The sequence below is a fragment of the Lentibacter sp. genome, from assembly GCF_029254145.1.
Taxonomy (GTDB): Bacteria; Pseudomonadota; Alphaproteobacteria; order Rhodobacterales; family Rhodobacteraceae; genus Lentibacter.
On the sequence record NZ_JAQWYD010000009.1, the window covers coordinates 37,319 to 49,640 of the forward strand.

Genomic DNA, 12,322 nt, shown 5'->3' on the forward strand with positions numbered 1-12,322 from the left:
CTGCCAAGGTCAACCGCTCAAATGACAAGTCCGCAAAAGGGCGGAAAATCCGCGTATCGCGCCTGCCGCTGGGCCAAACTCTCGTCAGGTTCCCTACCCCGCGTTACAAGCGTGCCGCGCCGCCCACCTTGAGGCGTGATATAGCTCGAAATCATCCGCCAAGGCATCGGGCGCCAGCTGATATTAAAAGCGCAGAGCTTTGGAAAAAACCACAGCTCCGAATAGGCCAAATGGTCATGGATCCAATAGGCCAAATCCCTGTAATCACGGCCACTTTCATACTGCTCTGCAAACCAGGGGATCACAACACTGGCCCCCGCGACCGCCTCAGCGCCTCGGCCACGATCCCAGATGTGGCACTCCTGCGGAAAGTCGTTGCGCGCACAATTCAGCTTGTTTTCATTTCCAAACCGATTGAGCGCCGCCGAACGATATCCCGAACGCAGCGCCACTCGGCCAAACGTCTCCTCCAGCGGGTCAAGCAGCGCACTACAAAACGCTCGCCCATTGGCGACAGCAAGATCAGGGTCGTCAGGGATATTCTGCAAACCATTGATATTGGCAATCTCGGAATAGAGAAATTCTCGCATGTAGAAATACTTGGAAAGCTTCACGCGGCCCAGCGTCTCAAGGCTCCACATGCTCTGCGGACGTCGCATCACACAGCCCGCTCTCCGGGGAGTTTTCCACAGATTACCCACATTATCTTTAATTCACAAGCCATTGATCCAATTCAATATTATACCATATGCCACTTCTGTCTGCTCAGGTGATACAATATCACCAGCCAAGACATGACGGCTGTCTTCCACGCGCGCCTCGTCGGCGAGCAGAGCCTCGCTCACAGCCCCGCCCCAATGAGCCGCAAAATAAGCGGTCGCGTCCGCATCCACAACCTGATCGTCAGAAGCGTAATGAAACAACGCAGGCACAGTCACACCCGAATAGTCACGCGCCAAGGCCTCCTTCACAAGCGCCGCCATAGGCAAGACAGCCACGGTCGGATAGCGCGTGCTCCAGTATTTTTCCTGTTGCGCATTCGCAGCCGCCCAAGAGCGTTCCTGACCCGCAATCAGCGGTACAAAATAACGCGCGGCCGGGAGTGTCAAAACCCATGCCAAAGGGTCGTTCAAACCAAAGTTAGGCGACACAAACACAGCCCCCTTCACGCCCTCCCGCATCGCAGGGTCCAGCATGGCCAGTGCCGCCAACGTGCCCCCTGTTGACGTCGAGATCACAATCACTTCGTCCCCAACAGCCCGTGCCGCGGCGAGTGCTTCGGCAGTGTCGCGCATCCAGTCGCCAGCGCTCGCCTCAGCCATAGCTGCCCCGCCACGCCCGTGGCCCGTAAGCCTCGTGTAAACAAGATTCGCCCCCAAGGCCGTGGCCACACGGTCAGGCACAGGCCGTATTTCCTCCGAAGTTGCCGAAAACCCATGGATATACAGCACAGAAAGCGGCGTGCGCACCTCCGCCTCTCCGGCCCAGACCACGCGCTTTTGCACGCCCTCGGTGATATCGTCATAGGCGCTCTCGACACTTGCAAAATACGCTTCAACCCCTTCGCCAAAGCGTTGCGCATCAAAGCTCACATCGGTCTCGACAGGCTCATATGGCCCCAAAAAGTAAAGCAGAGAGCCAAGCGCCGCACAGCCCAGAAGCGCCCGCCCAAGCCATTTCCCAAAGCGTCTCATGCAGCCGCGATCACATCTGCAACCGCCTTCTCTATAAGCGTCAAACAAACTGCATCAGAAAAGCGGTGGTCCGCATCCTTCACCAGATTGAGCCTTATATCCGGCCCCTCCGAATGCTCCAGCAGCCGCACAGCCGTCGCAACGCTGACAGCCGTATCTGCCGTACCCTGCAAAAAGCGCACAGGAAAAGGCAGCTCGAGACGATCACGCAAAACCGGATGGTTGCGCCCGTCCTCGATCATCCGCTTGGTGATAATGTAAGGCTCCATGTAGTCCGAAGGCAGCGCCACATGACCCACCGCCTCAAGCGCGGCCTTCTGCGCGTCGGTGAAATTCGCCCAATAGCCATCTTCAGTAAAATCAGGCGCCGCTGCAATGGTCACAAGCCCCTTGATCCGCCGGGGAATGGCCCGCGCGAGAAGCAGCGCCTGCCAGCCTCCCATCGACGAGCCTACAACACACAAAGGCCCCTCCGTCACCGCCTCAAGGATCGCCAGAGTGTCCTCATGCCAGTCGCCAATGCAGCCGTCTTCAAAAGCGCCCGAGCTTTCGCCATGCCCCGAATAGTCAAACCGCAAGAAAGCCAGCCCGCGATCACGCGCCCATGCCTCCAGATGCACAGCTTTCGTGCCCTCCATGTCCGACTTGAGACCGCCACAAAAAACAATGCACGGCCCCTGCCCTTCGGTTTTGTGATAGGCAATCTTGCGCCCCTGTGGCGTGTCAAAGTAATGGGCTTGGCTCATGAAAAGGCTCCTTCTTCTGCCTCACTCTGCCTCAGAGCCGTTCCCCTGCCAAGCCCCCCGCTTGCGCTTGACAATTCAGCCCTCGTGTCGCACTTACCCAGCGAACCATACCCGCAACCGGGCGCTTTCGTAGGCGCCAAACTGACGAGGAGCTAGGCCATGAGCCAGATTTCCCTAACCCTTCCCGATGGCAATTCACGCGACTACGCCGCAGGCATAACCGCCGCCGAAGTCGCCGCCGATATCTCGCCAAGCCTCGCCAAAAAGGCAATCTCGGCCACTGTGAATGGCGCGCATTACGACCTCGCTTGGCCGATTGAAGCCAACGCCGACATCGCCATCCACACGCTCAAAGACGAAGATCAGGCCAACGAGCTGATCCGCCACGACTTTGCTCACGTTATGGCCCGCGCGGTGCAAGAGCTTTGGCCTGATGTCAAAGTGACAATCGGCCCGGTGATCGACAATGGCTGGTATTATGACTTTGATCGCGAAGAGAGCTTCACACCTGAAGATCTCGGGGCAATCGAAAAAAAGATGAAAGAGATCATCAATCTGCGTGACACAGTCCGCACAGAGATCTGGCCGCGCGACAAAGCCGTGCAGCACTACAAAGACAAGGGCGAGCCGTTCAAAGTCGAGCTGATCGATGCCATCCCGGGCGACGAGCCGCTGCGCATGTATTGGCATGGTGAGTGGCAAGACCTCTGCCGTGGCCCACACCTGCAGCACACAGGCCAGCTTCCTGCCGACGCCTTCAAGCTGATGAGCGTTGCGGGGGCCTACTGGCGCGGTGACAGCAAACGCGAGATGCTTCAGCGCATCTATGGGGTTGCTTTCACAGGAAAAGAAAAGCTCAAAGCCTATCTCACAATGCTCGAAGAAGCCGCCCTGCGCGATCACCGCAAATTGGGCCGCGAAATGGACCTCTTTCACATGCAGGAAGAGGCTCCCGGCCAGATCTTCTGGCATCCCAACGGCTGGACCATTTACACAACCCTCCAAGACTATATGCGCCGCCAACAGCGCGCTGGTGGCTATGTTGAGGTCAACACGCCTCAACTCGTAAATCGCAAGCTCTGGGAGGCCTCAGGCCACTGGGAGAAATATCAGGAGAACATGTTCATCGTCGAAGTCGATGAAGAGCACGCCCGCGAAAAAGCGGCCAATGCCCTCAAGCCGATGAACTGCCCCTGTCACGTCCAGATTTTCAATCAGGGCCTCAAATCCTACCGTGATTTGCCGCTGCGTATGGCCGAGTTTGGCTCCTGCAACCGCTACGAGCCCTCAGGCGCGCTACACGGCATCATGCGGGTCCGTGGCTTCACACAGGATGATGGCCACATCTTCTGCACCGAAGAGCAGATCGAAAGCGAAACAGCTGATTTCATCAATTTCCTCTCGATGATCTACAAAGATCTCGGCTTTGAGAGCTTCTCTGTCAAATTCTCTGACCGCCCCGAAGCACGCGCTGGCTCTGACGAAGTCTGGGACAAGGCCGAGGCTGCGCTCTTGTCAGCCACCCGCGCCGCAGGAATCGAGCCAACACTGAACCCGGGCGAAGGCGCGTTCTATGGCCCTAAGCTTGAGTTTGTCCTTACCGACGCAATCGGGCGTGACTGGCAATGTGGCACGCATCAGGTCGATTTCGTTCTGCCAGAACGCCTCGATGCAACCTACATTGGCAAGGATGGCGACAAGCATCGCCCCGTGATGCTGCACCGTGCCACGCTCGGTAGCTTTGAGCGTTTCATCGGTATTCTGATTGAGGAGCACGCTGGCAAACTGCCCTTCTGGCTTGCCCCGCGTCAGGTTGTTGTTGCGACAATCGTCTCTGATGCCGATGACTATGCCGCAGAAGTCTGCGCCGCGCTCAAGGCCGCGGGCGTGCGCGCCGAGCTGGATATCCGCAACGAAAAGATCAACTACAAGGTCCGCGAGCACAGCCTTGGCAAAGTGCCCGTCATCCTTGCCGTCGGTCACCGCGAAGTCGAAGAGCGTACACTCACTGTGCGCCGCCTCGGCGAGAAGCAGACAAGTGTTACAAGTCTCGATGATATCGTGAGCACGCTGGCCAAATCAGCCACGCCCCCCGATCTTTTGTAATATTTGGTCCAAAACACCAAAAGCAGGCGTTACAAAAAACGCCTGCTTTTGTATTTTCAGGGGCCTAATCCCCCCAAACGCGTCACGTTGGCTCTCTTTCTCGCGACACACGCGCCCGTGAATGGCGCAATCGCCCCCCTCCCAGCTACCGTTAGGAAGCCGCACTGTCGCGGCCCGTTTTTAACGTAAAGGGAGTTCCCAATGTCTAAACTTATCAAATCTGCCGCCCTCGTCGGCGCTGTTGCCGCAGCCCTCTCAACCCACGCAACAACAGCTGTCGCCATGGAAAAAGAAAAATGCTTCGGCGTTTCAATGGCAGGCAAAAACGATTGCGCAGCAGGCCCCGGCACAACCTGCGCAGGCTCATCAACAGTAGATTACCATGGCAACGCTTGGACACTCGTTGACGCAGGCACATGCATGGACATTGAACTGCCCGCCATGGCGAATGGCGAAATGCGCAAAGGCTCACTCGAAGCCCTTGAGCGTGATCTGCCAGCATAAGCGCAGCTTTTACACGATCGGGAGGGCTCCCTCGGCCCTCCCACCCCAGACTGTCGGAGAGACCCCATGTTAGATCAGAGCCAAAGCCCCCGCCTGCCCCTGAGCGCAGGCCTCGGCTATAAGCCACAGCATTACACCGAGATCATGCAAAATGCTGGGCCTGTAAGCTGGTTTGAGGTCCATGCCGAAAACTATATGGGAGACGGCGGACGTCCCCTTGCACAGCTTGCGGCTCTTAGCGCCCGCTTCCCGATCTCGGTTCACGGCGTCGGCCTGTCCATCGGCGGCGAAGGCCCGCTTGACGGCGCGCACCTCGCCCGCCTCAAAGCCTTGTGCGACTGGCTCAATCCCGCCAGCTTCTCCGAGCATCTCGCTTGGTCTAGCCATGACAGCGCGTTCCTGAACGATCTTCTGCCGCTGCCCTATAACGCCGCAAGCCTCACGCGCGTCGCAAGCCACATCAACCAAGTGCAAGAGCACGCTGGGCCGCCAGATGCTTCTGGAGAACCCGTCTTCCTATCTCGCCTTTGACACCTCCGACATGTCAGAGACAGATTTTCTACGCAAACTCGCCACACAGACAGGCTGCGGCCTCCTCCTTGATGTCAACAACGTCTTCGTCTCCGCAACCAACCTCGGCACATCTCCTCAAGCCTACATAGACGACTTTCCCCTTGATAAAGTTGGCGAAGTTCATCTCGGTGGCCATGATGAAGACGAAGATGATGCAGGTCGCCCCCTGCTCATAGACAGTCATGGTCGCGAAATAACCGATCCCGTCTGGGCGCTGCTTGAGTATACACTCGCCCGCTCTGGCCCGCGCCCCTTGCTTGTGGAGTGGGACAATGATGTCCCCGACTGGCCCGTGCTTGCCACATAGGCCGCCCGCGCCAAATCTGCGCTCGAAAGCATACCGGCATGAGCCAGCACAGCTTTTCTCAAGCGCTCCTTGCGCCTGATCTGCCCGTCCCTGATGGCCTCACAGACGGCCAGGGCGCGCCCGCAGGCAAGCGCTTTGCAGTTTACCGCAACAATGTCACCGTATCACTGGTTGATGCACTCAAAGCGGGCTTTCCCGTCGTAGACAAACTCATCGGCACGGAAAATTTCCGCAACATCGCCCGCGAATACATGCGCAGCGAGCCGCCCGTCTCGCCTTTAATAATGCTCTATGGCGCGGGCTTTCCCGCCTTCCTTGCAAGCTTTCCACCGCTCGCCAAATATGCCTATCTGCCTGATGTCGCGCGGCTTGAATACGCCCTGCGCGAGAGTTACCACGCCGCCGATCACACCCCAGTCGCGCCCGAAGCCTTGGGCCAGATCGCGCCCGACGCGCTCTCGCAGCTCCGCTTCACGCTCGCCCCCTCGCTACGCTTGCTTGCCTCGCCTTGGCCCGTTCACGCGCTCTGGCTTTACAACACTCAAGATGGCGCGCCCAAACCCGTTGCAGCGGCCCAATCCGTCCTCATCACACGGATCGGCTACGACCCAATACCGCATCTGCTCCCTGACGGAGCCGCAGCTTTCATCTCTGCGCTGCAAGCAGGCCAGTCTCTCGGCGACGCCGCCGAAAGCGCGCCTGATTTTGACCTCGGTACCACGCTAGGGCTGCTGCTCAGAACAGAATCTATTGTTAAACTTTTTTATAAGGAAGACCGATGAACACATTGATAAAAATACATAATTCACTTTCATCAACAGTGTCACATATGGCCGGTGGCGCTGTTCCACTCCTCGCACGGCTCACCTTTGCAGCTGTGCTTCTGCACTACTTCATCGCCTCTGGCCTGACCAAGCTTGGCGATGGCCTCTTCGGCTTTCTCAGCCCTTCGGTGGGCGCCTATGCGCAGATCTTCCCCAAGGCGATGGAAGCTGTGACTTATGACATCTCTCAGCTCACGGTCTTTCATTGGGCCGTTGTCACAGGCGGCACAATCGCAGAGTTCGCTCTCCCCGCACTGATTGTTCTGGGCCTTCTCACCCGCCTCGCCGCCCTTGGCATGATCGGCTTTGTTGTGGTCCAGTCTCTGACCGATCTTTTCGGCCACGGTGGCATCGAGCACGCAGGGACGCTCGGCGCATGGTTTGACAAGGCCTCTGACAGTCTGATCCTTGATCAGCGTGCACTCTGGGTCTTTCTTCTGGCGACACTGGTGTTCAAAGGCGGCGGCTGGCTCTCGCTTGACCGCCTCCTCACCCGCAATCAGCCCGCAAGCGCCGCCTGAGTGTCCTTGCCCCAGCCCAGATAAAGCACACCCTCAGCCTCAATCAGAGGGCGCTTCATAAGCGCAGGGTGCGCTGCAATCAGATCAAGAGGCGCGCCCGCGCGCTCAGCGTCGCTCAAGCCACGCCAAGTTGTAGAGCGCGTGTTCAGGATGGCCGCCCCAAACTCCGCTTCTGCCCGCACCAGAAGCCCTTCAGGCATCCCATCAGCGCGCACATCTATCAGCTCCGACCCCGCCAATGCCTTCAGCGCCTTGCGGCAGGTGTCGCAGTTTTTCAGCCCGTAAATTTTCATCTCGCCTCTCCGAATCTCACATTTCATTTGATTTTTACAAAATATATGCAACCCTTCACACAGTGACTTTCTATTTCTGACTTCCGCCCAGTCACCCTGACGGAACCACGAGATCGTGAGTGACGACAGGTGTATGAGGCCCGCCCCGAAAGGCCTCTGTAAAAGGGAAGAAGGAGAAGCGGCATGCCAAATGGCACCGTGAAGTGGTTTAACACAACTAAAGGCTACGGCTTTATCGCACCCGAAGATGGCGGCAAAGACGTTTTCGTTCACATCTCTGCGGTTGAGCGCTCCGGCCTCACAGGTCTGGCAGATGATCAGAAAGTCAGCTTCGAGCTGGAAGAAGGCCGCGATGGCCGCCAAATAGCCTCAGACATCAAACCCCTATAACCATACAAAAACGGCGCGGAAGGTTTCCCCTCCGCGCCGCTGAATGAATATCTTAGGCGGCTTTAGTAGCAGCCCTTCTCGCCTTCGATGCAGGTGTCTTTCGGCACGTAGCGCACATGCTTTTTCTTGTAGACCTTGTGGACTTTCTTCTTGGCCACAGGATACGCCATCATCGAAGAATAGCTCACATTTTGATTGGGTGTGCCACAGCAGATCACCCCACCCATTACGATGGGCTAAAGCCCCCCTGGGCAGTTGTTGGCTGCATGATAAGGGTAAGTTGGCATGCCGTTGCCGGCCATCGCAGGTGCGCCCATCAGCGCCACAAAAGCCGCGCCGAGAATTACTTTGGTTTTCATAACAGATCCCTCGTTCAAAATATACTATACGCTTGGCTTTACGCTACCAATCCCAGCCAAAAGGTCAAATAAAAAGCGCGGCTTCGCGCCCTTATCAGAGCCTCTTCAGTCCAACAGCGTGCGGAATTCGCGCCACTCGCCTTTGCTCATACCAGAGCTTTCCTGAGTGACATCCTCGCCCTTGAGCATCCGCTTCACCACATCAAGCGCCTTGCTCGACAGCGTTGCGCCGCCCATGCGGTAGTCTTCAAAGGCGCTATAGGCCGCAGGAACCCAATCCGCGACAACTTTACAAATCTCGTCCGCATAAACGCGGATCTCGTATTGCGCATGGGCATCCGCACGCAAACGCAGAAAATGCAGCAAATTGTGCAGATCGACCTTCCAGTACCACTGCGTATAGATATTCGCAGGCAGGTTCATCCGCGCCAGCTCGCGCGCAAGATTGTCTGGCTCGCCCTCTTTGCCAATCATTTCCTCATAATGGTCATAGCAGCGCGCCGCATCGCCCTTGAGGATTTCGAGCACACGCGCCGAAGCCTCCGCCGAAAGCGGCTCACCGCGACCCTGATTGTTGATCACAGATTGCGCCGCAAGCTGCTCGGGCTGCGGAATGTAGAACTCTCGGTCAAGAATCGAATAGCGCGCTGAATATTCGTTCACATTCGCAGTGCGGTGGCGAATCCACTGACGCGCCACAAACACAGGCAGCTTCACATGCAGTTTGATCTCGCACATCTCAAAGGGCGTCGAATGCCAGTGGCGCATGAGATAGCGGATAAGCCCCTCATCGTTCTGGACAGACTTGGTGCCCTTGCCATAACTGACCCGCGCAGCCTGACAGATCGCTGCATCGTCGCCCATATAGTCGATAACGCGGACAAATCCGTGGTCCAGCACAGGGTAAGCCTTGTAAAGATGCGCTTCCATCCCCTCGCTGACCGCGCGCAGCGTCGGCACAGATGTACTGCGCAATGTCTCTATTTCGGCCTGCTGGTCTGGGGTCAGAGACATGGGGGCATCCTTCTTATGGGGTCTGAGTCGTTTGCGACTATATCTTGTGAACTCCAAGCATTGAAGCACTATAAAGAGCGTCAAAATGCAACGGGTCACAATTCATCAACCCTCCCCCCCTCAGCTTGATTGACAACCAAGCCTCAAAGGGTGAATTTGCCACCAGTGTGTTACGAGGGTCTGTTTTTATGAATCGTTTTGTTTCTGGTTTGGCCGTACTTTGCCTTCTTGGCGCCTGCAGCGGCGACGGGACAAACCCGTTTCAGGAGCCCGTGGTCGAAGACGACAATCCGAGCACAGCCAACAGCAAATTTTTGTTCAATATTGAAGATAAGCTCACAATGAATGACGTGCGCTATGACGCCGACGACAACGTGATTTTGATCAACAACCTCCCCTTTGACGGCCCCTCACAGCGCTACTTGAGCGACCGCACCCAAGGTGGCGTAGGACTCTACAAATCCATCCAAACCGCCACCACAGGCCAGATCCAGCACTTCGCAGTTTTCATGCAAAACGAAGATATGCAGGTCGCCGCTGCCGCAGGCGTAAACTGGATCGATTACGGCTATGCGGGCGCAAACGTCAAACGCAACACTTACAGGCTTCCTGGAGGTGTCGGAGAATACGTATACCTCGGGAGCTATGGTGGCGTGCGCAACCGTGGCGACAGATCAGGAACTCACATCGTCACTGGCGATGTGCGCCTGCTCCTCGACATTTTTGACTTTGATGAAAACGGCGATGGCGAGGGCGATGAAATCCTTGAAGGTGCAATCGCAGGCACAATCAGAAACAGGATCCGCACTGACGCCGAAACAGGCGCTGCCATCACTCGAAACCTGCCCACTGTCTCCCTGACTGTGGTGCAATACGACCCCACAACGCTATCTTTTGACGGCGGCATTGCAGTGACAAACGGCTCAGACGGTATCTGAGAAGGCTTCATCGGTGGCGCGGATGGGGGCTCGATCGGCGCCTATATCAATCTCGAGGGCACAGCCGAAATCCAAACTGTCCGCTATGAAGTCATCACATGGGCCGACGCGGCATCCGGAACCTCTGGTGAGGTCTCGGGGTACGGCTCCACAAGCGCAAACGACTTTGACACAATCTTTGACTTGGTCGATGCAGGCGTCCAGGTTCCCCTGCTTGTGGCAGACACTTCAGGCATTCCGGCAACCGCAACCAGAACAGTAACAATCGAAGAAATTCTCTTTGAAAGCGACGGGGACGCCCGCGAAACTGGCGTTCTGCTGACAGACCAGGTTCCAACCCCTTAGGGCCATGCCTGTGTTAACTTACATCAGAAACGGCGCCGCCATCTTTGCTTTGGTGTTGGCAGCTGTGCCTGTGCATGTGTCGGCGCAAGACAGTCCACAGCGCCTCAGCCCGTCAGAGGCGCGCAGCTTTGCGCTTGGATTGCTACAGCAAGGAGAGACACAGGCCGCCCGCGCGCTTGCTCTTGGCCTCTTGCGCAAAGACAGCCGCGACTACATCGCCCTCATGGTCCTCGCCGAAGCCGAGCGCAGCCTTGGCCGCCCCGCACAGGCCAAGTTTGCCGCACGCCGCGCGTGGCGCTCCAAAGACGTTGAAAAAGAGCGCTTCGCCGCAGCCTTCATGATGTCAGGTATTCTGAAAGCCGAAGAAAAATACAGCCAAGCCCAGCTCTGGCTGCGCCGCGCTGGCACGGCCACGGATGAGCCCCGCTATGAAGCCGCCGCCCGCAAAGAGTACCGCCGCGTTCAAGCTGCCAATCCGTGGAGCCTCAGCTTCAATTTCGCCCTCGCCCCCACCTCCAATGTCAACGGTGGCCCCAACGACAACACCTACACCATAGGCGATCTGGTCTTTGTCGATCCAACGGCCGTGCCACTTTCAGGTGTCGAAGTTGGAACCATGCTCAACATCACCCACCGCCTCAAGCCCGCCGAATGGGGCCGCGTCAGCTTCGGCCTGCGCTACGACGAGCGCCGCTATATGCTCTCCTCCGCCGCACAGCGCGCCGTGCCCACAGCCAGCGGCAGTGACTACGCCTTCACTGCACTTGACGTACACATGCGCATCGACTTCGCCTCAAAAAAGGAACGCGCCCGCACAACTGCAGAAATAGGGCTCAGCCAGGCATGGCAAGCCGGCGAGCGTATCGCCACAGGCCAAAGACTGCACCTGTCACGCGGTTTTACCAGCGAGCGCCTCGCCTTCGCCGGCTACGGGATCTCCCTTCAAGACCAGACCCGCCATGACAGCGCTCTGCGCTCCAACACCACCTATACGGTTGACGGTTTTGCGCTCCGCAAGCTGTCCAATGACAGCCTGCTTCGCTATGGTGCCGCTCTGTCCAAGGTTGACAGCGCGTCCTCGGATATGGCCCACACGGCGGCCACACTCTCGCTGGCCTATCTCCCCGCCGCGCCTCTGCTCGGCGCACAGGCAAGTTTCTCTGGCGTACTCCAGCTTCGCGAATACGACCGCCTGCGCTACGGGAGCACATTGCGCCGCGATCAAAAGCTCTCGCTGAGCGCAAACTTTGTCTTCGAACAAATTGATTACATGGGGTTTTCCCCCTCACTCACGCTCAACGCCACACGCAACATCTCCAACAAAACGCTGTTTGACACCCAAGAATTGGGCCTCAGTCTCGGGATAAAATCAACGTTCTAGCCGCGCCAAAAGTCTCGTCTTGAGGCCTGCGCAGACTGCGTTACACTGCCTCCAATCAAAGGAGACGCGAAATGCAGGTCACATATCTACACACCATGGTCCGCGTGAAGGATCTTGACGCTTCCATCCGCTTTTACGAGCTGATCGGCCTTGAGAAAACCCGCCACTATGACAGCGAAGCAGGCCGCTTCTCGCTGATCTTCATGGCCCCTCCCGGCCAGCACGAATGCCCCGTGGAGCTCACCTACAACTGGGATGGCGATGACGCTCTGCCAGACGACAGCCGCCACTTTGGCCACCTCGCCTATGAGGTCGAAAATATCTACG

15 protein-coding genes and 1 pseudogene are annotated in these 12,322 nt (G+C 57.4%); 9 read left to right on the forward strand and 7 right to left on the reverse strand.

Annotation, left to right across the window (positions count from 1 at the left end):
- Positions 1-17: 17 nt before the first annotated feature.
- From P8O11_RS01165 to P8O11_RS01175, 3 genes are all read right to left on the reverse strand, one after another.
- A complete protein-coding gene (locus P8O11_RS01165) occupies positions 18-641 on the reverse strand; it encodes a hypothetical protein (RefSeq protein WP_300290817.1) in 624 nt (207 codons plus the stop codon).
- A 72-nt stretch (positions 642-713) separates the two neighbouring features.
- Positions 714-1,694, reverse strand: coding sequence for an alpha/beta fold hydrolase (locus P8O11_RS01170; protein WP_300290785.1), 981 nt, complete (start codon positions 1,692-1,694; stop codon positions 714-716).
- Entirely contained in the window at positions 1,691-2,440 is a 750-nt protein-coding gene (locus P8O11_RS01175; RefSeq protein ID WP_300290787.1) for an alpha/beta hydrolase, read from the reverse strand. The genes P8O11_RS01170 and P8O11_RS01175 overlap by 4 nt, the downstream gene beginning before the upstream one ends.
- A 159-nt stretch (positions 2,441-2,599) precedes the next feature.
- Here P8O11_RS01175 and thrS point away from each other — a divergent pair, with 159 nt between their 5' ends.
- From thrS to P8O11_RS01200, 5 genes and pseudogenes are all read left to right on the forward strand, one after another.
- Positions 2,600-4,546: a threonine--tRNA ligase gene (thrS, locus tag P8O11_RS01180; RefSeq protein ID WP_300290790.1), complete on the forward strand. Its 1,947-nt coding sequence runs from the start codon at positions 2,600-2,602 to the stop codon at positions 4,544-4,546.
- A 201-nt stretch (positions 4,547-4,747) separates the two neighbouring features.
- The gene (locus P8O11_RS01185) at positions 4,748-5,050 is read left to right on the forward strand and encodes a DUF2282 domain-containing protein (RefSeq protein WP_300290792.1); all 303 of its coding nucleotides are present in this window, start codon (positions 4,748-4,750) and stop codon (positions 5,048-5,050) included.
- A 66-nt stretch (positions 5,051-5,116) separates the two neighbouring features.
- A pseudogene (locus P8O11_RS01190) lies at positions 5,117-5,930 on the forward strand (DUF692 family multinuclear iron-containing protein).
- A 38-nt stretch (positions 5,931-5,968) separates the two neighbouring features.
- Complete coding sequence (locus tag P8O11_RS01195) at positions 5,969-6,712, forward strand: DUF2063 domain-containing protein (RefSeq protein ID WP_300290793.1); 744 nt, start codon at positions 5,969-5,971, stop codon at positions 6,710-6,712.
- A complete protein-coding gene (locus P8O11_RS01200) occupies positions 6,709-7,275 on the forward strand; it encodes a DoxX family protein (RefSeq protein WP_300290794.1) in 567 nt (188 codons plus the stop codon). The genes P8O11_RS01195 and P8O11_RS01200 overlap by 4 nt, the downstream gene beginning before the upstream one ends.
- Here the strand turns inward: P8O11_RS01200 and P8O11_RS01205 are convergent.
- On the reverse strand, positions 7,254-7,568 hold the full coding sequence (locus P8O11_RS01205) for an ArsC/Spx/MgsR family protein (RefSeq protein WP_300290796.1): 315 nt from the start codon (positions 7,566-7,568) through the stop codon (positions 7,254-7,256). The two genes, P8O11_RS01200 and P8O11_RS01205, sit on opposite strands and share 22 nt — an antisense overlap.
- A 183-nt stretch (positions 7,569-7,751) precedes the next feature.
- Between P8O11_RS01205 and P8O11_RS01210 the strand changes: the two genes are divergently transcribed.
- Entirely contained in the window at positions 7,752-7,958 is a 207-nt protein-coding gene (locus tag P8O11_RS01210) for a cold-shock protein (protein ID WP_300290798.1), read from the forward strand.
- Between the two features lie 62 nt (positions 7,959-8,020).
- Here the strand turns inward: P8O11_RS01210 and P8O11_RS01215 are convergent, their stop codons facing one another.
- The 3 genes from P8O11_RS01215 to thyX all read right to left on the reverse strand — a co-directional run bounded on the left by P8O11_RS01215 (position 8,021) and on the right by thyX (position 9,331).
- Positions 8,021-8,185 carry a hypothetical protein gene (locus P8O11_RS01215; protein ID WP_300290801.1) on the reverse strand — a complete coding sequence of 55 codons (165 nt, stop codon included), beginning with the start codon at positions 8,183-8,185 and terminating at the stop codon, positions 8,021-8,023.
- A 9-nt stretch (positions 8,186-8,194) separates the two neighbouring features.
- Complete coding sequence (locus P8O11_RS01220) at positions 8,195-8,317, reverse strand: hypothetical protein (RefSeq protein ID WP_300290803.1); 123 nt, start codon at positions 8,315-8,317, stop codon at positions 8,195-8,197.
- A 105-nt stretch (positions 8,318-8,422) separates the two neighbouring features.
- On the reverse strand, positions 8,423-9,331 hold the full coding sequence (gene thyX / locus P8O11_RS01225) for an FAD-dependent thymidylate synthase (protein WP_089888182.1): 909 nt from the start codon (positions 9,329-9,331) through the stop codon (positions 8,423-8,425).
- A 188-nt stretch (positions 9,332-9,519) separates the two neighbouring features.
- On the opposite strand from thyX, the gene P8O11_RS01230 reads away from it, so the two are divergent.
- From P8O11_RS01230 to P8O11_RS01240, 3 genes are all read left to right on the forward strand, one after another.
- On the forward strand, positions 9,520-10,269 hold the full coding sequence (locus P8O11_RS01230) for a hypothetical protein (protein WP_300290806.1): 750 nt from the start codon (positions 9,520-9,522) through the stop codon (positions 10,267-10,269).
- Positions 10,270-10,624: 355 nt separating this feature from the next.
- Positions 10,625-11,995 carry a hypothetical protein gene (locus tag P8O11_RS01235; RefSeq protein ID WP_300290808.1) on the forward strand — a complete coding sequence of 457 codons (1,371 nt, stop codon included), beginning with the start codon at positions 10,625-10,627 and terminating at the stop codon, positions 11,993-11,995.
- Between the two features lie 71 nt (positions 11,996-12,066).
- Positions 12,067-12,322, forward strand: a 256-nt coding sequence (locus P8O11_RS01240; protein ID WP_300290811.1) for a VOC family protein, incomplete at its 3' end; no start/stop codon positions are given.

Bases quoted from the DNA above. Each gene is read 5' to 3' on its own strand.
- P8O11_RS01220 (WP_300290803.1), bottom strand. From the start codon at position 8,317: ATGAAAACCAAAGTAATTCTCGGCGCGGCTTTTGTGGCGCTGATGGGC.
- P8O11_RS01205 (WP_300290796.1), bottom strand. From the start codon at position 7,568: ATGAAAATTTACGGGCTGAAAAACTGCGACACCTGCCGCAAGGCGCTG.
- P8O11_RS01175 (WP_300290787.1), bottom strand. From the start codon at position 2,440: ATGAGCCAAGCCCATTACTTTGACACGCCACAGGGGCGCAAGATTGCC.
- P8O11_RS01230 (WP_300290806.1), top strand. From the start codon at position 9,520: ATGAATCGTTTTGTTTCTGGTTTGGCCGTACTTTGCCTTCTTGGCGCC.
- P8O11_RS01210 (WP_300290798.1), top strand. From the start codon at position 7,752: ATGCCAAATGGCACCGTGAAGTGGTTTAACACAACTAAAGGCTACGGC.
- P8O11_RS01200 (WP_300290794.1), top strand. From the start codon at position 6,709: ATGAACACATTGATAAAAATACATAATTCACTTTCATCAACAGTGTCA.
- P8O11_RS01170 (WP_300290785.1), bottom strand. From the start codon at position 1,694: ATGAGACGCTTTGGGAAATGGCTTGGGCGGGCGCTTCTGGGCTGTGCG.
- thyX (WP_089888182.1), bottom strand. From the start codon at position 9,331: ATGTCTCTGACCCCAGACCAGCAGGCCGAAATAGAGACATTGCGCAGT.
- P8O11_RS01215 (WP_300290801.1), bottom strand. From the start codon at position 8,185: ATGGGTGGGGTGATCTGCTGTGGCACACCCAATCAAAATGTGAGCTAT.
- P8O11_RS01195 (WP_300290793.1), top strand. From the start codon at position 5,969: ATGAGCCAGCACAGCTTTTCTCAAGCGCTCCTTGCGCCTGATCTGCCC.
- thrS (WP_300290790.1), top strand. From the start codon at position 2,600: ATGAGCCAGATTTCCCTAACCCTTCCCGATGGCAATTCACGCGACTAC.
- P8O11_RS01185 (WP_300290792.1), top strand. From the start codon at position 4,748: ATGTCTAAACTTATCAAATCTGCCGCCCTCGTCGGCGCTGTTGCCGCA.
- P8O11_RS01165 (WP_300290817.1), bottom strand. From the start codon at position 641: ATGTGGAGCCTTGAGACGCTGGGCCGCGTGAAGCTTTCCAAGTATTTC.